The following is a 19100-nucleotide window of genomic DNA, read 5'->3' on the forward strand; positions in this document are numbered from 1 at the left end:
ATTACTTGCCACTCCTTTCGCTGACACTTTCCATTTCAAGCATCGGAATGCGGACTCCTTTTTCTTTAGCTGTGTCGATTGCCAGTTCATACCCCGCATCCGCATGTCGTGCTACGCCCATTCCCGGGTCAGATGCCAGAACACGCTCCAAACGTGCTGCCGCTTTCTTCGTACCATCCGCGACAATGACCATACCCGCATGCTGCGAGTAACCCATGCCGACACCGCCACCGTGATGGACGGATACCCAGCTTGCACCGTTGACCCCATTGATCATCGCGTTCAAGATTGGCCAGTCACTAATCGCGTCACTGCCATCCTTCATCGCTTCCGTCTCGCGATTCGGTGACGCGACGGAACCACAATCGAGATGATCACGCCCGATGACGATCGGTGCACTCACTTTTCCACTCTCAACCATGTCATTGATGATTTTTCCAAGTTTCGCGCGATCTCCGTAACCGAGCCAGCAAATACGTGACGGCAGCCCTTGGAAGGCAACTTTCTCCTGAGCCATCTTGATCCACTTGCACAAGTGCTCATCATGAGCGAACTCCTTCAGGATGACTTCATCAATCGCGTAAATGTCTTCTGGGTTTCCTGATAACGCCGCCCAGCGAAATGGTCCTTTTCCTTCACAGAACATCGGTCGGATGAACGCTGGAACGAACCCAGGGAAGGCGAACGCATCCTCGAAGCCTTCATCTTTCGCGACCTGTCGGATGTTGTTTCCGTAGTCGAACACGACCGCTCCTGCTTTCTGTAAGTCGACCATCGCTTCCACGTGCTGCTTGATGCTCGCTTTTGATTTCGCGATATAAGTATCCGCATCCCGCTTTCTCAGTTCTGCACCCTCTTCTAATGTAAAACCGATCGGCAAGTAGCCGTTCAACACATCATGAGAGGATGTCTGATCCGTGACGAGATGAGGGATTTCTTGACGTTTCACGAGTTCCGGTAAAATTTCAGCCGCGTTCCCGAGTAGGGCGATCGACAACGGTTCCTTCTTCTCCATCGCCTCTTTTGCAAGTTTCAAAGCCTCGTCGAGAGAATCCGCTTTCGTATCACAATAACGCGTTTCAATCCGGCGCTGGATGCGGTGCGGGTCACACTCGATTGCAATGACGACACCGCCGTTCATCGTGACAGCCAGTGGTTGCGCGCCTCCCATTCCGCCTAGACCAGCTGTGACCGTCAATGTACCGGCGAGTGTTCCACCGAAATGTTTACGCGCCGCCTCTGCGAACGTTTCGTACGTTCCCTGAAGGATGCCCTGCGTTCCAATGTAAATCCAGCTTCCTGCCGTCATCTGACCGTACATCATCAAGCCTTTTTTCTCGAGTTCACGGAACGTCTCCCAGTTCGACCATGCCGGTACGAGGTTCGAGTTGGCAATCAATACCCGTGGTGCATTTTCGTGTGACTTGAAGATCGCGACTGGCTTTCCGGATTGGACCATCAACGTTTCATCGTTTTCGAGCGTTTTTAATGATTCAACGATTGCATCAAAGCTTTCCCAGTTACGGGCTGCTTTTCCGATTCCGCCGTAAACGACCAGTTCATCCGGGTTTTCTGCAACCTCCGGATCGAGATTGTTCATTAGCATCCGTAAGGCCGCTTCCTGGACCCAGCCTTTCGTATTCAATTCCGTTCCTCTAGGCGCTTGAATTTTCTTCATGTTCATTCCTCCACTTCTCGTTTCATATTTTTTTATTGGGTGATGAGTATGCCATTCCAATGGTCCTCTTTTAGTGCGTTGGACAATCGTTCGATATCTTTGGAGAAGACGCGGTCACCAGTGATGCTCGGGGCGACTTTTCTGCCATGGTCGTAAGCTTTTCGCGTCCGTGGTGCCATCTTCTCTACGTCACGGAACTCGACTGCCTGCATCGCACAGAACAACTCGATCGCCAGCACATTCCTCGTGTTTTGGATGATCTGATAGGCGTGTCTTGATCCGATCGTCCCCATGCTCACATGATCTTCCTGGTTCGCAGACGATGGAATCGAGTCGACCGAAGCCGGATGAGCAAGTGTTTTGTTCTCGGAAACGAGTGATGCTGCAGAATATTGTAAAATCATCGCTCCGGATTCGACACCAGGATTTGCCGATAAAAACGCAGGCAAATCACTCAGCTGCGGATTGACCATCCGCTCGATTCTTCTTTCCGAAATGTTCGCAAGCTCCGCCATCGCAATTCCAAGAAAGTCCATCGCTAGCGCAATCGGCTGACCGTGGAAGTTCCCTCCTGAGATGACCTTCCTTCCATAATCGAAAATGAGCGGATTGTCGGTCGCTGCATTGATTTCGATCTCAAGTTTTTCTTTTACATAATTGAGGGTTTGCCAGCTAGCACCGTGTACTTGCGGGATACAGCGCAAGGAGTAAGCATCCTGTACGCGGACCTCTCCTTGTTCAGTGATGAGACCGCTTTGTTTGATGTACATGCGAATCCGTTGTGCTACACCGACTTGTTCCGGATACCCCCGTGCAAAATGGATGTCTTCATCAAACGCATCCGAGATGCCTCGCAACCCTTCGAGCGTCAAAGCAGAAATGAGCTCACTCTGATAAGCGAGTTTTTCCGCCTCCAAATAAGAGATAACGCCCATTGCTGTCATCGCCTGGGTGCCGTTGATGAGCGCGAGCCCTTCCTTCGCACTCAGTACGATCGGCTTCAGATCTTCCTTTTGTAAGGCTTCGCCACCAGCCATCTGCTCTCCTTGATAGTAAGCTTCTCCTTCTCCGATCAAGACAAGTGCGAGATGGGACAACGGGGCAAGATCACCGCTTGCACCTAGTGAACCTTGCTTCGGTACGATCGGATGGATCCTTTTATTGAGGCAATCGATCAACAGTTGGATGACCTCGACCCGGACGCCTGAGAAACCTTTCAACAATGCGTTCACCCGTAAAAGCAGCATCGCCCGGCTGACGATTTCAGGGAAAGGCTCCCCGACACCGCAAGCGTGGCTCCGTATCAAGTTGAGCTGGAGTTCTTCCACTTCTGTCGGCGCAATCCATACATCGCTCATTTTTCCAAAACCAGTCGTAATGCCATAGACCACCTGATGATCATCTACGATCTTTTCAACAGATTTCCGACTCACCTTCACGTTTTCCAGACTCTCTGCGGATGCCTGGACTTCTTCCCCTTCATAAAGGACATGATAGAGATCTTTCAAAGTGAGCGTATTCCCTGTAAGTGTAATCATTTATGATGTTCCCCCTTCCTAATGCACTACCAATTTAGCGAGATAAAATCGCATTAAAAAAGCCGCTGTCCCGATTGATTCAACCGGACAACGGCTCGCTTTCGATTCTATGCAATTGATGAAAATGCAAAAATAAATCTCGCATTTTGGTCAACTTCTTTCATAATTTTCTTAATTCTCTAATAGTATTTTTAGTGTAAACCTTCTTTTGAACTTTTGTCAATGACGATTCAAAAAAGGACAAGCTGTCACTGAACTCTATTAATCTTTCATTTGCATGTATAAAAGGCCGTTGATGTGGACATTCTGTTGATACTTATCATTCGAAATTGAGGGGGAAACGGAAATGATTGAAACTCAACGATTACTGGTTCAATGTACGATGTTACGCCAGCCTACCATTCATGAATCTGCTGCTGACTTTTTTGTCGGATTTGATATCGACCATACACCTTACTTGTTTTTACCGACGGCACACGGTGTGCTGGAGGATCATGAGCTGTACGCAGTACCGATCTTGATGAGGAAAAAAGATGCCCGCATGTACTTGTTGGACGATACGATTTTAGCAGTGGATCTCAAGGATTTCGATGAGTTTCATTGTGACTTATCCTACTACTTCGGACCGGAATACAACATGCTGAAGAAATACTTGAAAAGCACTGAATATCGCTCCTATGTGATGTGGAGTAACGGCATCCGCCAGGATCAGATCAATGAACTGTTGGATTCGTACGCATCGGCTGATACGGAAGAAGCGAAGCAGACCATCCGCCAACAACTGTCCCGTTTTAGTGGACGAGTTACAGGTTGAGGTTATAACCCTGACTTGAATAGAGATAAAACAAACAGGCCAAGATTGCATCTTGGCCTGTTTTCTTATTGATAAGTGATCGCTTGGCGACCCATTTGTTCCCATCCTTTTTGGAACTGCGTTTTAGGGATTTTGTGGTTTTTGATGCCGAGTAGTGGATCATTGAAATAGACGTACGTTTCATCATAACCGGTGACGAGGACCGAATGCTCTTTATAGGTGATCTTCACTTTTCCTTGTGGCGTGTTCCACTCTTGCCAGTACTTCGGCGGCAATTGGTTGAAAGCGGTATTGTTGATCACCCAGACAGGTTTTTCGTTTTGAACATGTGTGAGCACATCTTCAAATTCAGCACCTGTCATATCGACGATTCTTCCCGGAAGGTATTTTTCTCCGAGGTCCGCGATCGGCTTATGATACACCCCAAAGCCGGGTTTGCTTTTATCGTACATATTTCCAACGAAACCGACATTCGGATTCCCGAAGTGAACCACTCCATTTTTCCTTTGAAAAGGTGTGGGATCTTTCTTCACTTCTTTCGCCAACGTCATTTTACTCACTTTGACACCAGCGTGTTGAAGCAACATGGAAAGACTGGTCACTTCACAACCTCTTGGCAGTTCGGGCAATTGATTGATCAATGGAACATCGAGTTTGATTTCCTTTTTGATCTCCGGATTCACCCGCTGCGCTTGACTGACAACTGAAGAAGATTGCAACGACTTTTGTGAAATCGTGACTGCATTGTTACATCCTGCTACAAGAACTGCACATACCAACACAGAAGAAATTTTCTTCATTATCATACCCCGTTTTTGTGGGATGTATGTTTAGCGTCTCCGTTAACGACTGAGTGAAGTCGTATGAGTATTTGGCAATCATCCCAACAATCCCTATTTACCGTAAATATCGGCATTTTCCATCATATTTCAAGGTATGATAATAAGAAAAGTGCAAGCGCCCTGGGCAGACTCGAAGGGCACTGGAGGTCCGACGAGGAGGCTGCAGGAGGACTGAAGTGACCGAGAGTCTGGGCGCTGAGCTAGACATCACTTCTGTGAATTTAAACTTTTCACACTCTAACTCCAATAAAAAAAACAGCCTTTTTTAGGCTGTTTCTTCATAATTGGAATTGTTCCCTCTCACTTCATTGATTCCGCTTAATGTTGTAGTCAAGCCGATTCCACCGAATACGAAGGAAAGAACATAAGGCAATATGTATACGAAAAGGGATGATTGTGTTTCAACAATGCTTGCTGATCCTACAACTGCGTCCCACCAATTAAAGCTGACAAAACTCAATGCAATCAAGATAATTCCAGTGATGATGTTCTTCATGTCGTAAAACTCCCCCTGTAAAAGTTGTATTACTTAACTATTCACATATAGGTGGAGAACAAAACATTTTTTCGGTAAAAAGGGAATTAAGTCCTAATATTGATTTCTTACTATAGTACTTTGTGGCGAGAACAACGCTGTCGGCCACATGATTTCCGTCAGTTCATCCAGTGTGCTCACAGAAGTAATATTTTGTCTTTTGAATGTCTCACGTATCATGTCGGCACCGAATTGATGGATAAACGTCATATAAATGAGTGTATTGCGCATCTCCTTCATTCGAAAGGTTCGATCATCGTAAGCGATCATGAATGCTTGCATTGCATCAATACCGCCTTTGAACAGCTCAAACCAGATCGCAGGCAGTTCCAATAGAACGCTCGAATATTTGCTATCCGCCACATCAATCAATCCACTCAACTTCCAGCTTCCATCTTCTTTGTTCAAAAAGACGTGATCTTCTGTCAGGTCTGCATGGACGACAGTTTGAGGGAACTTGGCATTCGGCTTGAACGTCTGTAAAAAGTGGGCGATTTCGCTTATAACCTCCTCGTTCAGTGCATCAAGCTTTTTTAGGTTCTTTTTTAACGTTGAAAGATGATCTTCTGAACGTAAAGACCACTCAGGGATGTCATTGTACACCCATTGAATACCATGGTATTCCTTCAATTGTGTTGCGAGTGATTTCGCGAGCTGTGTTTTCTCTTCAACCGTCAAGAGGCTTTCGACATCCCGATATGCCACACCTTCCACGACTGAGACGATTGTATACTGCCACAACTCTGGACAGCGGACTTCCCCGGCAGCGACGAGCTCTGGAAAGTATGTATGGCCAGCTTTGGCAATGTTCTTGTAAACCGAAACCTCGACTGAAAAATCATCAGGTGATAACGGGGTGTAAATTTTTAAAATGTATCGACCATCCACTTCAAAAACCGCGTGTGTTCCTGGGTGCTTCGTCAACGTGACTTCGTTGTATGGGAGCTTTTCCGTTTCCAGCACTTGTTCAATGATCGGACTCCATAAATCCAGATTGACGTACATTTTACCCCATTCAGACCATGTCTTAGGATAGATCAAGGCTTTTCCCCCTTCAAAATTCCATTAATGTCCTAATTCACTTGTCCATACATCGGCTTCTTCTCCGCATATTGTATTAGTGTGAGGCAACTCTCACTGGAGGCAAGTTTTGATGGGGGTGTTAGCATGGGTTACTCTTACGGTGCCGGATTTTGCGTTAATCGTAGTATTGTTTATCTTGCTAATAAATGTAGGTACAGCGTTTGTAAATTAAACCTATTGTACTTCCCCTATTTCATAATAGTTAATTACGAACGCTAAAATGTAATTCACTATTACCCTTCCAATCCTGTACGGACGAAAAGCCACGACTCCCCCCCAGTTGTGGCTTTTCACTTTTGAGCTATAATCAGGCATTGGTGAGAATTAAATTGAGTTTGGTCACAATTAATTCAACTTTGGTCAGAATTCCATTAAGTTTGGTCATAATTAATGCACGTTCGGTGAGAATTCCATACCACCATCACAGCCCTTCTCAGCCGTTCATCTTCCGACTGAACCATTCCGGCATTTTACCATGCTTCGATACATAATCGAGATCCTGTTGGAGCTCTGCAAGCATCAGTTTCGCATCTCGCCTCACATGGATCGCCTGGAGCTGCAATGTTTCCCGCTCTTCTTTTGTCATGAAATCATTACAAGCCCGTGTATACGCGAGATGGATCTCATGTATGTACTCTTCTATTTCGAAAACTTGCTGGACAAGCAGCAGCATTTCCATTCGGTAGCGCTGGAACTCTTCCTTTTTCAATTTCAAATGCTGTTTTGCAGCCATTACTTCGCGGTCAAGCCCTCGCTGCAATGGCTTCATCCATTCATCAAGGCGTTCTTTTTGCGCTCGAGAAAGGTGAGAACTTTCTTCCATCACATCGCCCAGCTCTTCAGTCAACTTTTGCAAATCGGTACGAAGACTCGTCAGGCTTTCACGGTCTGGCGAGTTTGCCTTTTGTTGAGCACTGACTTTCGAGAGCAGATCCTCATATTCATTCAACATCTTCTCTTTTTCTTCCTCTAAATCGCCCTGTTCCAATTTCAACTTATTCAGCTGCTCTTCATATTGTTGTTTGATCTCTTTATATTTTACCAATTCAGGATACAAAACCTTCTCCTCCTCTGACCCACTCATTATATATAGTCTTCGTAAACCGATCGCTCTTTTCGTTGCCCAGAACCATATTTATCATACACGATTTCATTTTCCAATTGTTTCCTAACCCCCACCCGATATGGCGTATAGGCGAAACGTGTTTATGTAACCAAAATTGAGGAGGTAGAAAACATTGTTTAAAAAAGTTCTCGTTACTTCTTTACTATCTGCATCCATCATTGGAGCTAGCGCTGGTGTCAGTGAAGCTTCAACTACACAAGCAGATGCACAAGTTCATGTTTACAAGCAATCTGGTCAAGTTCAAATTGACCAAGCTCAAGTCAATACATTCGTACAAAATTTCATGAAGCAAAACAATATACAGCTTGATCCTGCATTACAAGACAAGATTCAAGCGGCACTAGATCAAGCTTACGGTCAAAAAGCTGAAGAACCAAAGGCTGAAGAACCTAAAGCTGAGGAGCCGAAAGCTGAAAAGCCAGCTCCAAAGCAGGAAGAACCAAAGGCAGAACAACCTGCTCCACAGCCTGAAAAAAAACAGCCTAAAGCTCAGGAGCCAACACCAGCTCCTCAACCACAACCAAAGCAAGAACAGCAACAACCAAAAGAAACATCTTCTAATGCAGAATTCCAACTAACAGCTGATGAACAGCAAATGTTGGACCTTGTGAACCAGGAGCGTCAAAAAGCTGGTCTAGCACCATTGAAAGCAGACCCTGAGCTTACGAAGATGGCGCGTGTGAAATCACAAGATATGATCGACAACAACTATTTCAGCCATAACTCACCAACTTACGGATCTCCATTCGATATGATGGATCAGTTCGGTATTGAATACAATACTGCAGGTGAGAACATTGCAGGAAACGGCTCTGTCCAAGGTGCTCATACATCTCTTATGAACTCTGATGGTCACCGTGCGAACATCCTCGGAAGCCAATATACGAAGATTGGTATCGGTATCGTGGATGGCGGACCATACGGTAAAATGTTCACTCAAGCATTCACTGGATAATTTGAATAAATGCTATGAAAGAAGCATCGCCCATTTGGGTTGATGCTTCTTCTTTTTGGGAATAAGTAAGACTATACAAAATGAAGGATGAGTCCCATGAAAATCAATGAACTATGGATCAAATTCAGACACAGCTTCTGGTTCCTGCCATCTTTTTACGGCACGCTTGCCCTTTTGCTAGCCATTTTAAGTGTATATTTAGAGAAAAACGTACCGGTCGAACAGATTCGGGCTTATGTGCCGAACGCGCTTTTGACCGATGCGAAACTTGGTCAGACGATCTTGAACGCTATTGCCGTATCCGTTTTAACGATGACGACGATCACGTTCTCTTCCATCATGGTCGTACTGACAACGTATTCCTCTCAATTCTCCCCACGTACCCTGCAAGACTTCATCAGTGATGTTGTCACACAAAGGGTCCTTGGCGTTTTTACAGGAGCATTCATCTACTCCTTATTGATTTTATTGTTTTTGAAAGATGTCAGTGATAAGAAGCTGTTCATCGCACCGGGAATAGCAGTCGTTTGGGCGATTATCTCGCTCGGTTTTTTCGTGTTCTTCATCCACCATGTGGCCACTTGGACTCAAGTGAACAACCTCATTGATAAGATTTCGACCCGAACGCTAAAAACGATCAATGAAAGCTTTCACCTAGTGGATGATCGATCCAAATCCAAATACTTATCCGCTCATGAAGACGTTTCGCATATCGATTCAAAGGATAAAGTGCAGGTTAATGCGCCGAATGCGGGTTATTTACAGATGGTCAAACTGCCAAAAATTTTGGAAAAAGCGAAAGAGCATGATCATGTCCTCCAGGTAGAGCGCAGAATCGGTGACTACATTTTGAAAGACACTCCGCTTTTCTCGATTATAGGCGGTCGTTCTGGTGAGGAGGAAAATTATCAGGAAATCTATAAAGAAGAGTTCGTGATCGGCACCGAGCGGAATACGGTGCAGGACGTCGAGTTTGGTATACAGAAGCTGGTGGAGATCGCCCTACGTGCCATTTCACCTGGAATCAACGATCCGCATACAGCCATCAACAGCATCAACCGGATCGGGTCCATACTCGCTGAACTTGGGTCGATCCCCTTCCCTCGCCCGTACTATTATGATGAGGATGATGAGCTCCGGGTGATCATCGACATCCAGACCTACCGGGAGCTTTTATATAAAGCGTTCTATCAACTGAGACATTATGCGCGAGAGGATGTTTCCGTGTGTGCATCCACACTGTCTGTACTGCACGGCATCACCGAACGGAATGACGACCGCGCGATTCAAAAAGCGATATGGGATTTTTCGTTGTATTTCATTGACGGCATCGAGACGGATGTCCTGCTGGATTGGGACAAAGACTTCATCAACGAGAAAATCAAGCGAATTGCTGAATCCACCGGTTGTGCTGACGATTATGATAAAGTGAAATTGTGAGCGTGAGTGAGGGCTGTCCTTTAGAGAGGGCAGTCTTTTTTAATGGTAAAAAAGACCTCATTTCTAAAACCTGCTCCTGATTTTACAAGACTGGGCGAAGAATTTCTAAAACGAAGCGTTGTTTTTACAAAACAACGGCCGATTTTTACAAAACTACCCTCTATTTTTACAAAACCATCCGGTGTGCACCAGTTGAATCTCATAGAATTCGCTCTCCTGTGGAAGAATATCGCCTAAATACACCGGGGTGGCGAGTCGGCGATGTTCATGAATGCATTTTCCCGCACAATTCGAAAGAGTTTCTGGTATTTACCCGCATTTTATAGTGTTTTTTCTGTCGTTTTGGCCTACTTTTCGGTTGTAATCGATGAACGGCTCTACCGGACAAATACGCAAACTGTTTTCCCAGCCTTCATGGTGACGGATCGCGAAACGACCCAAATCATACTGAGCGCTTTGGCAACTTCAATCCTGACGATGACGGCAATCACCTTTTCATCGATCATGGTGCTGTTATCGACTTATCTATCTCAATATTCACCGCGTACCTTGAACAACTTCATCAGCGACATGGTCACGAGGCGGGTATTGGGCGTTTTCATCGGATCCTTCCTCTTCTTCGTGCTCGTGATGCTTTGGATGAACATCACCGATCAAGCCTTGTTCTTGATCGTCCCGACTTTATCCGTGTTCCTTTCCGCTGTCTGTCTCGCCTTCTTCGTTTACTTTATCCATCATGTCGGCACTTGGATCCAGGTGAGCAACCTCATTCAGGACATCACCGACAACTGCTTATCGATTTTACAAAATCAGAAAAAGGGCCGTAAACAATTGCAAACATCCATCGAATCACCATGGTCCAGCTGGGAAAATGAGGAGTACAAATTGAACGTCCATAAGACGGCTACCTCTGTTCTTCCAGGGTTCATCCAACTCCTCGACTTGGAAGCCATCGTCAAACAAGCGCACAAGGATGATCTGCTCATCCACATGGAAAAGAAGATTGGTGATTACGTAGATGAAGGGACGCCTCTATTCCAATACTGGTCGCTAGGTGATCGTCCGCATGATGAAAAAGACTACCTCAAGCACATACGGATCGGGGAACAAAGGTCGTCGGAGCAAGATATTGAATTCGGCATCCAAAAGCTGACCGAGATTGCAGTCCGTGCCGTTTCTCCTGGCATCAACGACCCTCAGACGGCGATCAACTGTATCCAACGACTCGGAAAAGTGCTCTCCCGTCTAGCGGAGGAATCGGTAGATGAACCGTACATTTATGACCAGGATCAGAATTTGCGGATCGTGCTGCAAACTTCTACTTTCTCTCATATCCTGTACAAAACCTTCTATCAGATCCGGTTCTATGCCCGTCAGGATGTCTCGGTTTTGGCTGCAGTCTTTGAAGCGCTCACGTTAATTGCAGAAAAAAGCCAAACCTCTCTGCAGGAAAAGGTTTGGCAGTTCGCAAAATCCGTCGTAGAAGGCATCGATCGGTCCGCTATGATTGATATGGACTACCTGTACCTGAATGAAAAACTTGATGAGATCGCCAAGAACACAGGACATTTGAAAGAGAAGTACCACCTCTGACGATCACTGTTTCTTCAAATGCTGTTCCAGCTGATCGAGTTGGACCGGCCCCATGATTTTGTTTTGGATCCTGCCGTCTGGTCCGATGATGAACGTGGTCGGAATCATCACGATCTGGTACGTTTCCCCCACGATACCTTCTTTATCCAGCGGGATGGTGAAAGGAATCTCAAACTCCTTCGCAAACAACGCGACCTGCTCGAGGTTTTCTTCTTCTGAACTTAAGTTTACGGCGAGCACGACAATGCCCTCTTTTTCATATAGATGATGCAAGTTGATCAGCTCCGGAATCTCTTTTTTACAATAAGAGCACCAGGTTGTCCAGAAGTTGAGGACGACGGTTTTCCCTTTCAAATCTGAGAGTTGGACATCTTCACCGGATAACGCCTGCAGCTTGAAGTCAGGTGCTGGCTTTCCAATCTGGGCGATAGCCGGGACGGCTTGGGAGGATGCTTTCAACGCTTCGACTTGCAGTTGAGATTGCTCCGTGATACTTGGCACTCTCCATGCCAGGATTCCAAGGCTTATGAATAATCCAATCAGAATGGCGAATTTCACTCGTCTTTTCACTTTTTCACCTCAAATCAAATCCATTACTATACTATAAGTAGGAATGGGCGAAAAAATGAACAAGCTCACAAAGTTTTTTGGAAAAGTTCCTGAACGTGTAAAAATAGCCATTCATGGTTATGCTGTAGATATTCTCTTGACATTTTACAAGAACAGGCTTATATTACTATCAAAACTGAAGCGATGAAGAGGACTAGTAAGATGTTCCGGTCATTTTTAGAGAGGAATCCAGTTGCTGAAAGGCTTCCATTGATCCGCATTTGAACCTGCCTCCGAGTTCTGTATCGACTGAAGATACAGCGGTGTGAAAACCGTTATCCTGTTGAGTGTTTAAGGCATGTTTGATGTGCTTTACGAATGTAGGGTGGTACCGCCAAGTCTTGGTCCCTTTTGGGGCTAAGGCTTTTTTTGTTTTTATCAATTTTTTTACTATAAAAATGAGGTGATGAAAATGGGTAAGGGATTTGTCCAAGATGTAACCGCTATGGAGGAAGATTTCGCCCAGTGGTATACGGATGTCGTCAAGAAAGCAGACTTGATCGACTATTCGAGTGTCCGAGGGTCGATGATCATCCGCCCATACGGATACGCGATTTGGGAAAACATCAAAAACGAGCTCGACTCCATGATCAAAGAAACCGGTCATGAAAACGTGTATATGCCGCTCTTCATCCCTGAAAGTCTCTTACAACGGGAAAAAGACCATATCGAAGGCTTTGCGCCAGAAGTTGCCTGGGTCACGCATGGCGGTGAAGAAGAATTGACGGAACGCCTTTGTGTTCGCCCTACGTCGGAAATTCTCTTCTGTGAACATTATAAAAACATCATCCACTCGTACCGCGATCTGCCGAAGCTCTATAACCAATGGGCAAATGTCGTGCGTTGGGAAAAAACGACTCGTCCGTTCCTTCGTACCCTGGAGTTTCTCTGGCAGGAGGGGCATACGTGCCATGTAGATGCGGAAGACGCTCAAGAAGAGACGACGAGAATGTTGAATGTGTACGCATCTTTATGTGAAGACATCCTCGCGATTCCGGTCATCAAAGGGAAAAAGACGGAAAAGGAAAAGTTCGCTGGAGCTGATTTTACCTACACGATTGAAAGTCTCATGCATGACGGTAAAGCGCTACAATCCGGGACTTCCCACTACCTAGGTGACGGATTCGCAAAAGCGTTCGGTATCCAATATTCCGATCAGAATGGGGACCTTCAATATGTCCATCAGACGTCTTGGGGTCTGACAACACGGATTATTGGAGCGATGATCATGGTTCATGGAGACAACCGAGGTTTGGTCGTTCCACCAAAGGTTGCCCCGACTCAAGTGATGATTGTGCCGATTGCACAGCATAAAGAAGGTGTCCTGGACTTCGCATATGACCTGAAGGATCAGTTGTCAGCTTCCATTCGTGTCGGCATTGATGCGAGTGATAAGAAGCCGGGCTGGAAGTTCAATGAATATGAAATGAAGGGCATCCCATTGCGCCTTGAAGTCGGACCGAAAGACATCGAGAAGGAACAAGTGGTACTTGTCCGACGGGATACTGGAGAAAAGCTTTTCACACCTTTAAAAGATCTTGAAGGAACCATTGCACAGCTGCTGGACGAGATTCAAGACAATCTGTTGCGAAAAGCACAACAGTTGCGAGAGGATCGCACGTCCGTCGCGCTTACATTCAGCGAATTTGAAGGTCAGCTCGAGAATCAGCCTGGATTCATCAAGGCAATGTGGTGCGGCAAGACGTCTTGTGAGGAACAGATTAAAGAGAAGACGTCCGCAACGTCTCGCTGCATCCCATTCGAGCAGGAATCAATATCTGAAGAATGCATCTGTTGTGGTGAAAAAGCTGAGCACATGGTGTACTGGGCAAAAGCGTATTGAGTAGAATAAATCTGAGTTTGGGTAGAAATATTCAGAATTTGGATAGAATAATTCCGAGTTGAGGCAGAATTATTCTTACTTTGGTCAGAATAAATTACAGATCCAGCAGAATGTTCATTTCCATTCAAAAAGGCACCCGCTCAGGGTGCCTTCCTTATTGATTATTTTAAAACATCGGCAATATATAGTTGATGAGGAAATACAAAATTCCGAAAAAGATGATTAAGTAAGCTGCGTACTTGATGAAGGTTGAAGCCACCATGCTGGAATCTTTTCGTTTCTCAACCTTTCTTTCTCTTACATCCATTTCATCATGACGATCCATAGGATCACCCCTCTCATCATGTTCTTGTAAATGGATATTCCCTTCTTTCCGAAGCGGAAAACATCGCTCATTTACACACACTTATGAGAGGTTTCGGTAGCTATTTTTCCTCCTCATCCACTTCCTGATCGTTTGTAATTGTCCGCTCCCACTGGTCCAAGAATGTGATTCGTTCGAGCATCGTCGGATGACCGTACAAGAATAATTTTACGAGGAAAGGTGGATGCACTTCACTCAAGCCAGAAACAGCTAACTGTTGGAACGATCCTACTGCCGCTTCAGGGTCCTGCGTCATTTCAATCGCATATTGATCAGCAGAGTGTTCCGCATTCCTCGAAATCGCGTTCTCGACTGGACTTGCCATGAAAGACAACACCGAAAACACGAGTAAAAGTGCCGGAAGAGAAGCAATATCCGTCGGTTTTTCCACGCCCCAATGGTGACCCCAACGCCTGATCATTGCGACGAAAAGCTTTGAACCGATCCATAATCCGAGGAACGTGGATACGATGGATCCGATCAGATTCCAATACAGATGGTTCTTAACAAAGTGTCCCATTTCGTGGGCCATGACGAACAGCACTTCTTGATCACTCAACTTCTGTAACGTCGTATCCCATAGGACGATTCTGAGGTTGGACCCGATCCCGTTCACATACGCATTCAACGCATTCGTTTTCTCTGACATGTTCACTTCGTAAACCCTGTCCGCTGAGATGTCAGCTCGATCAGCGAGCGATAGGATTTTATCTTCGAGCGCTTTGTCTTCTAATCGGTAAAAGTCGTTGTACAGTGGATCGATCCAGATCGGCTGGATAAAGTAGATGAATAATGTGAAAGGAACGGATAAGAGAAATCCGTACACCCACCATCTTTTTTCCGACTTGTTCATGAGCCAGTACAACGCCTGGACGATGATGAATAAGAACATCGTATTGATCCAGAACGAAATCACCTTATCCCTCATCCAATCGGAAAAAGGCTGAACCGAAATTTCATAATCGAGTGAAACGGTATAACTATAATAGTCGATCGGCAAGGTCAAAATGAAAGCCATCAAGGAAAGCAGCACGACATAAAGTGCGTTATGGACGATGGAGAATCGCGTGATTTCCGTAGCACGGTTCCGGAACCATTTCGATAAGCCGAATCCCAATACCGCAATATAGATCACCCATTCAAACGGGATCGACAAGAAGTACAGCCATTGCTTGATTCGTGAGAAATCGTGACTCAATTCCAACTGCCGTTCAGACATGAAAACCGCTGGATCCGCTTCTGTCCCCTGATACTGTGCAGGAATGGATGTGTCCGCACCTACAAACAAGTACCATGAAATCAAGACTCCGTACAATAAGAATGCCGTGCCGATCCAGATCGATTTTTTCTTCTTCATCTATTCACCCCTCTCGGATTTGTCCATTATTATTGTAGTGACCTTTGTCCACGTTTAGAACAAGCAGTGAATCTCTTGCTTGGAAAATTTCAGCTAATTGGAGCACAGTCTGACTGTTTTTCAGGAGAAGAGCACATTTTTGAGTATTTCCCATAAAAATCGGGTTGTTTCCAATAAAAATGAAAAAATATAGCTCAGTTTTTGGATTTTCCCATAAAAATGAGAAATTATAGACCAGATTCAGGATTTATAGACCAGATTTCAAAATTATAATCCAAACTCCTTTTCGATCACCATAGCGAAAAGGGGCTGAAATCAATAGGACGTTCTAACTGCCCTTTGATTCAGCCCCTGATGTTAACTGGCGTCGCGTTCTTTAATGGCCTCTTCTTCTACCCGGTCCATGAAGTCTGTAACGACTTTCTGGTTACTCTTCTTCCCGCCGAGCTTCAGTAACGTTTTGCCTAAGAAGTTGAGCCCCTCGTTTTGTCCTTGATAGATGAATCTTGTTTCGTTTTCACTTACTTTTTCCAATGTGAAGGAGGCTTCGATTTCAAATGCCTTCGCGAGTGTAAAACCGATTTTGTTATGTTTCTTTTCAGGCGTGTTCTCGTATTCAAGGTCCTCGACGATATACGTTTCGATACGTTTGCCTTCCTTGTACTTTTGTTGATACGTGGTACCGACCACACCATCTTTCTTTTCCAATACCTTCGTCTCTACGACGTTCGGCATGATCCGGCTCAAGTTATCGATTTCAAACAAGTGCCAAATCACCTCGATATTGACGGGTATCATTCGTTCTTCATACCATTGGATCATGTTCTTCATCTCCTATTCCCAATTCAAAAAACTCGTCCATTTCCTCAATGACGGTTTGTAAGCGCTGGACTTCCTGCACTAGATTCTCTCTTTTTTCACGGATGAGCGTCTCTAAGTTCTCGAATGATTCATCATTCACGACTTCCAGCATCTCCTGGATCGTGAAATTGAATTTCCGCAGATACACCAATAACCTCGCAACTAGATAGGATCCATTATCATAATAGCGGTATTTGTTGCGCGGATCGATGTACACCGGTTCAAGAAGCTGGATCTCCGCATAATATCGCAGTGTTTCCTTGCTTAACCCAGTCATTTTGGAAAATTCACTAACCTTATACATGATTGCCACCTCACAATTCATCTTAAACGATGTGGTGCACCACAAGGTCAATAACATTCTTTATCTTTGTCTAATTCTTTCTTCGGAATGCATGATTGGTATGAGGTAACACTGCTTTTAACTGTAAAAAAAGCAATTGTCTGATCAGACAATTGCTTTCGTATAGAGCTTACTGTCTTCCCCTTTTGACCAATAGCACAGCTTGCATGATGAAGAAAGCCGCCGCTATAAAATAACAAATAGGCGTCAGCCATGAATTGTCGTCACTTAAGTACCCGGTCACCATAAACAAGATTCCCAGGATTAAATACAAATAATTTTTCATCTACTACCTTATCTGTGCTGATCGACGAGAATAGGATTTCCATCTGGATCTTCTATCGTGAAGCTTGCTGGTCCTTCAGTCGTTTCATCTGCACCTGAAAGGATTTCAATCCCTTGCTCTTTCAACTGTTTTTGAAGATCTCGAACATCTGTGAAAGAATCCAGATTCTCTGCATTCTCATTCCATCCAGGGTTGAACGTTAAAATGTTCTTTTCAAACATACCCTGGAAAAGCCCAATTACACAGCTTTCATTTTTCATGATAAGCCAGTTCTGATCGAGATCTCCTCCAAACGCTTCAAAGCCAAGTTTCTCATAAAACGCTTTCGATTTGTGAATGTCCTTTACATTTAAACTTACAGAAAAAGCACCTAGTTTCATATCATTTCCTCCTTAAATTAATTAAACTAAAATAGTTGGCTCCCTATTTGGGAAGGAACAGTGTTTGTAATCCTTACCTCAATGACTGGACTTGCCAAGATAGTAATGGATTGAGCTCCGAGTTTTAACACAAGTGCGGTTAAATATTCGCTACCCTCATTCCTGAAGCCATGCCCGCTCACTTTTTCTACTTTATCTGGTTCACACCAATATGTAGAAGCTATTACATCATGTTTTTGGTAAGGACGGTTAATCTTTTCATAATTTAGAGGATGGGGTGTATATTGCTCCGTACATTTCAAAATGTGATCACCTAACGTGTCCTCTTCCCACTCAAGTTTCCAGTATTGAACTTCTGATGAATTCGGTTTTCTAAACTGTAAAAGAGGTTCGACGCAATACAAATGTGTCTCATTAGATTTTTGAAAAGTATCAAGCCTATTTCCATAAATACCTCCCAACAACCATCCTTCCACGGACCTCAATCTTATCCAAACGTCATCCACTCTCACTCTACCTCCCTCATCACCGGTCACTCATATTCCCCTACAAAAAAGATGATAAATGTGACCAGCATGACAAAGGATGCGAGCCAGTTATGATAATACCTCTTCTCATCACGCCTCGTTAGACGTTCTTCAATGCCTTGATTCAGATTCTGTAGAAAAAACAGTCCAAACATCGGACTCATCCGGATCACTGGAGAGATCAAGTGCGAGTTCGCCCCCGTATTAAGATGCCACATACTACCAATGAACAGAATGAGGATGAGACCATCAATCCATACAGCCAGTTTGTTTCTCTCATCCGAAAACATCCATCGACCTTCTAATTTGATCCCTAAATATCTTTTAAAATAATACTCGCTCATCAAAATATAGATTGCGAATACGAGCACTAATAGGACAATCGTTGAAGTTTCCACATCAATCTCCTAATCTCTCTGTTTTCTTGTATAAACACTTTGCTAGATTGAACCCGAATATAGCCGTAACAATAAGACCGAACTCAAAATGTTCTTTGATAAAAATATCTGTCAAAGGTCTTACAATGTCATACAACGTATAACTCAGGAAAAAGCCGTATGAACCTGCGATCAGAATGACCAAAGGTAAACATACAAAAAGGATCTTGTGTACATTCAAACTCCAACTGCCTTCTTTCTTGAACTGCTTCCAAATATGAGGTATCCCTAGATAGATCCCGATTACAAAAGCAGTCATCATCATATAAAAGAGTACAGGTCGGGTGTTGAAGTTGTTCGCCGCCTCATCCATTAAATGATTCAAGTATGTGTAGATTTCTATGGAACCAATTAATAGCAAAAGGTAGTAAAGTAACCAGAGGAACTCTTTCTTGGATTTAGACATGTAATCATCCTCTTCCTAGTAACCTAATTTCCATAGAAACCGGACATATCCCTTCCTTTTCAAAAAAGTATCGCGTAAAAAAA

22 protein-coding genes and 1 other annotated feature are annotated in these 19100 nt (G+C 44.5%); of the genes, 6 read left to right on the forward strand and 16 right to left on the reverse strand.

What is annotated here, in order from left to right; all coding sequences use genetic code 11:
* Position 1 precedes the first annotated feature (1 nt).
* Both hutU and hutH read right to left on the reverse strand, forming a co-directional pair.
* On the reverse strand, positions 2–1684 hold the full coding sequence (gene hutU / locus ACXQIQ_RS09025) for a urocanate hydratase (RefSeq protein ID WP_439299094.1): 1683 nt from the start codon (positions 1682–1684) through the stop codon (positions 2–4).
* Between the two features lie 26 nt (positions 1685–1710).
* Complete coding sequence (gene hutH, locus ACXQIQ_RS09030; protein WP_439299093.1) at positions 1711–3216, reverse strand: histidine ammonia-lyase; 1506 nt, start codon at positions 3214–3216, stop codon at positions 1711–1713.
* Between the two features lie 346 nt (positions 3217–3562).
* Between hutH and ACXQIQ_RS09035 the strand changes: the two genes are divergently transcribed.
* Positions 3563–4030, forward strand: a complete 468-nt coding sequence (locus tag ACXQIQ_RS09035; protein WP_439299092.1) for a hypothetical protein — start codon at positions 3563–3565, stop codon at positions 4028–4030.
* Between the two features lie 65 nt (positions 4031–4095).
* Here the strand turns inward: ACXQIQ_RS09035 and ACXQIQ_RS09040 are convergent, their stop codons facing one another.
* From ACXQIQ_RS09040 to ACXQIQ_RS09050, 3 genes are all read right to left on the reverse strand, one after another.
* A complete protein-coding gene (locus ACXQIQ_RS09040; protein WP_439299091.1) occupies positions 4096–4830 on the reverse strand; it encodes a C39 family peptidase in 735 nt (244 codons plus the stop codon).
* Positions 4831–5137: 307 nt separating this feature from the next.
* Positions 5138–5368 (reverse strand): hypothetical protein, encoded by a 231-nt coding sequence (locus tag ACXQIQ_RS09045; protein WP_439299090.1) that lies wholly within the window; start codon positions 5366–5368, stop codon positions 5138–5140.
* Positions 5369–5461: 93 nt separating this feature from the next.
* A complete protein-coding gene (locus ACXQIQ_RS09050) occupies positions 5462–6448 on the reverse strand; it encodes an aminoglycoside phosphotransferase family protein (protein ID WP_439299089.1) in 987 nt (328 codons plus the stop codon).
* Between the two features lie 112 nt (positions 6449–6560).
* Here ACXQIQ_RS09050 and ACXQIQ_RS09055 point away from each other — a divergent pair, with 112 nt between their 5' ends.
* Positions 6561–6662, forward strand: coding sequence for a YjcZ family sporulation protein (locus ACXQIQ_RS09055; protein WP_439299088.1), 102 nt, complete (start codon positions 6561–6563; stop codon positions 6660–6662).
* Between the two features lie 261 nt (positions 6663–6923).
* On the opposite strand, the gene ACXQIQ_RS09060 is transcribed toward ACXQIQ_RS09055, so the two are convergent.
* Positions 6924–7547, reverse strand: a complete 624-nt coding sequence (locus tag ACXQIQ_RS09060) for a hypothetical protein (RefSeq protein ID WP_439299087.1) — start codon at positions 7545–7547, stop codon at positions 6924–6926.
* A gap of 181 nt (positions 7548–7728) precedes the next feature.
* Between ACXQIQ_RS09060 and ACXQIQ_RS09065 the strand changes: the two genes are divergently transcribed.
* Positions 7729–8571, forward strand: coding sequence for a CAP domain-containing protein (locus ACXQIQ_RS09065; protein ID WP_439299086.1), 843 nt, complete (start codon positions 7729–7731; stop codon positions 8569–8571).
* A gap of 96 nt (positions 8572–8667) precedes the next feature.
* Entirely contained in the window at positions 8668–10011 is a 1344-nt protein-coding gene (locus ACXQIQ_RS09070) for a DUF2254 domain-containing protein (RefSeq protein WP_439299085.1), read from the forward strand.
* A gap of 20 nt (positions 10012–10031) precedes the next feature.
* Here the strand turns inward: ACXQIQ_RS09070 and ACXQIQ_RS09075 are convergent, their stop codons facing one another.
* Positions 10032–10214, reverse strand: a complete 183-nt coding sequence (locus ACXQIQ_RS09075; RefSeq protein WP_439299084.1) for a hypothetical protein — start codon at positions 10212–10214, stop codon at positions 10032–10034.
* Between the two features lie 58 nt (positions 10215–10272).
* On the opposite strand from ACXQIQ_RS09075, the gene ACXQIQ_RS09080 reads away from it, so the two are divergent.
* On the forward strand, positions 10273–11604 hold the full coding sequence (locus tag ACXQIQ_RS09080; RefSeq protein ID WP_439299083.1) for a DUF2254 domain-containing protein: 1332 nt from the start codon (positions 10273–10275) through the stop codon (positions 11602–11604).
* Positions 11605–11607: 3 nt separating this feature from the next.
* Here the strand turns inward: ACXQIQ_RS09080 and ACXQIQ_RS09085 are convergent, their stop codons facing one another.
* A complete protein-coding gene (locus ACXQIQ_RS09085) occupies positions 11608–12174 on the reverse strand; it encodes a peroxiredoxin family protein (RefSeq protein WP_439299082.1) in 567 nt (188 codons plus the stop codon).
* Between the two features lie 174 nt (positions 12175–12348).
* Positions 12349–12566: a binding site (T-box leader), on the forward strand.
* Positions 12567–12616: 50 nt separating this feature from the next.
* On the opposite strand from ACXQIQ_RS09085, the gene proS reads away from it, so the two are divergent.
* Entirely contained in the window at positions 12617–14056 is a 1440-nt protein-coding gene (gene proS, locus ACXQIQ_RS09090; RefSeq protein WP_439299081.1) for a proline--tRNA ligase, read from the forward strand.
* 166 nt (positions 14057–14222) lie between these two features.
* Here the strand turns inward: proS and ACXQIQ_RS09095 are convergent, their stop codons facing one another.
* The 8 genes from ACXQIQ_RS09095 to ACXQIQ_RS09130 all read right to left on the reverse strand — a co-directional run bounded on the left by ACXQIQ_RS09095 (position 14223) and on the right by ACXQIQ_RS09130 (position 19017).
* Entirely contained in the window at positions 14223–14381 is a 159-nt protein-coding gene (locus tag ACXQIQ_RS09095; protein WP_439299080.1) for a hypothetical protein, read from the reverse strand.
* Between the two features lie 100 nt (positions 14382–14481).
* Positions 14482–15777, reverse strand: a complete 1296-nt coding sequence (locus tag ACXQIQ_RS09100) for a M48 family metallopeptidase (RefSeq protein ID WP_439299079.1) — start codon at positions 15775–15777, stop codon at positions 14482–14484.
* A gap of 357 nt (positions 15778–16134) precedes the next feature.
* Positions 16135–16599, reverse strand: coding sequence for an SRPBCC family protein (locus ACXQIQ_RS09105; protein WP_439299078.1), 465 nt, complete (start codon positions 16597–16599; stop codon positions 16135–16137).
* Positions 16583–16942 carry a MerR family transcriptional regulator gene (locus ACXQIQ_RS09110; RefSeq protein WP_439299077.1) on the reverse strand — a complete coding sequence of 120 codons (360 nt, stop codon included), beginning with the start codon at positions 16940–16942 and terminating at the stop codon, positions 16583–16585. Before ACXQIQ_RS09110 ends, ACXQIQ_RS09105 begins: the two co-directional genes overlap by 17 nt.
* A gap of 333 nt (positions 16943–17275) precedes the next feature.
* The gene (locus tag ACXQIQ_RS09115) at positions 17276–17647 is read right to left on the reverse strand and encodes a VOC family protein (protein WP_439299076.1); all 372 of its coding nucleotides are present in this window, start codon (positions 17645–17647) and stop codon (positions 17276–17278) included.
* Between the two features lie 26 nt (positions 17648–17673).
* Positions 17674–18153, reverse strand: coding sequence for a hypothetical protein (locus ACXQIQ_RS09120; protein ID WP_439299075.1), 480 nt, complete (start codon positions 18151–18153; stop codon positions 17674–17676).
* A gap of 26 nt (positions 18154–18179) precedes the next feature.
* Complete coding sequence (locus ACXQIQ_RS09125; protein ID WP_439299074.1) at positions 18180–18572, reverse strand: DUF4181 domain-containing protein; 393 nt, start codon at positions 18570–18572, stop codon at positions 18180–18182.
* Position 18573: 1 nt separating this feature from the next.
* A complete protein-coding gene (locus ACXQIQ_RS09130; RefSeq protein ID WP_439299073.1) occupies positions 18574–19017 on the reverse strand; it encodes a hypothetical protein in 444 nt (147 codons plus the stop codon).
* Between the last annotated feature and the right edge of the window lie 83 nt (positions 19018–19100).

Source organism: Pseudalkalibacillus sp. Hm43 (assembly GCF_054170705.1).

Coding starts and splice junctions, on each gene's coding strand:
- hutU (WP_439299094.1), bottom strand. CDS start 1,684: ATGAACATGAAGAAAATTCAAGCGCCTAGAGGAACGGAATTGAATACG.
- hutH (WP_439299093.1), bottom strand. CDS start 3,216: ATGATTACACTTACAGGGAATACGCTCACTTTGAAAGATCTCTATCAT.
- ACXQIQ_RS09035 (WP_439299092.1), top strand. CDS start 3,563: ATGATTGAAACTCAACGATTACTGGTTCAATGTACGATGTTACGCCAG.
- ACXQIQ_RS09040 (WP_439299091.1), bottom strand. CDS start 4,830: ATGAAGAAAATTTCTTCTGTGTTGGTATGTGCAGTTCTTGTAGCAGGA.
- ACXQIQ_RS09045 (WP_439299090.1), bottom strand. CDS start 5,368: ATGAAGAACATCATCACTGGAATTATCTTGATTGCATTGAGTTTTGTC.
- ACXQIQ_RS09055 (WP_439299088.1), top strand. CDS start 6,561: ATGGGGGTGTTAGCATGGGTTACTCTTACGGTGCCGGATTTTGCGTTA.
- ACXQIQ_RS09070 (WP_439299085.1), top strand. CDS start 8,668: ATGAAAATCAATGAACTATGGATCAAATTCAGACACAGCTTCTGGTTC.
- ACXQIQ_RS09075 (WP_439299084.1), bottom strand. CDS start 10,214: ATGAGATTCAACTGGTGCACACCGGATGGTTTTGTAAAAATAGAGGGT.
- ACXQIQ_RS09080 (WP_439299083.1), top strand. CDS start 10,273: ATGTTCATGAATGCATTTTCCCGCACAATTCGAAAGAGTTTCTGGTAT.
- ACXQIQ_RS09095 (WP_439299080.1), bottom strand. CDS start 14,381: ATGGATCGTCATGATGAAATGGATGTAAGAGAAAGAAAGGTTGAGAAA.
- ACXQIQ_RS09100 (WP_439299079.1), bottom strand. CDS start 15,777: ATGAAGAAGAAAAAATCGATCTGGATCGGCACGGCATTCTTATTGTAC.
- ACXQIQ_RS09105 (WP_439299078.1), bottom strand. CDS start 16,599: ATGATCCAATGGTATGAAGAACGAATGATACCCGTCAATATCGAGGTG.
- ACXQIQ_RS09110 (WP_439299077.1), bottom strand. CDS start 16,942: ATGTATAAGGTTAGTGAATTTTCCAAAATGACTGGGTTAAGCAAGGAA.
- ACXQIQ_RS09115 (WP_439299076.1), bottom strand. CDS start 17,647: ATGAAACTAGGTGCTTTTTCTGTAAGTTTAAATGTAAAGGACATTCAC.
- ACXQIQ_RS09130 (WP_439299073.1), bottom strand. CDS start 19,017: ATGTCTAAATCCAAGAAAGAGTTCCTCTGGTTACTTTACTACCTTTTG.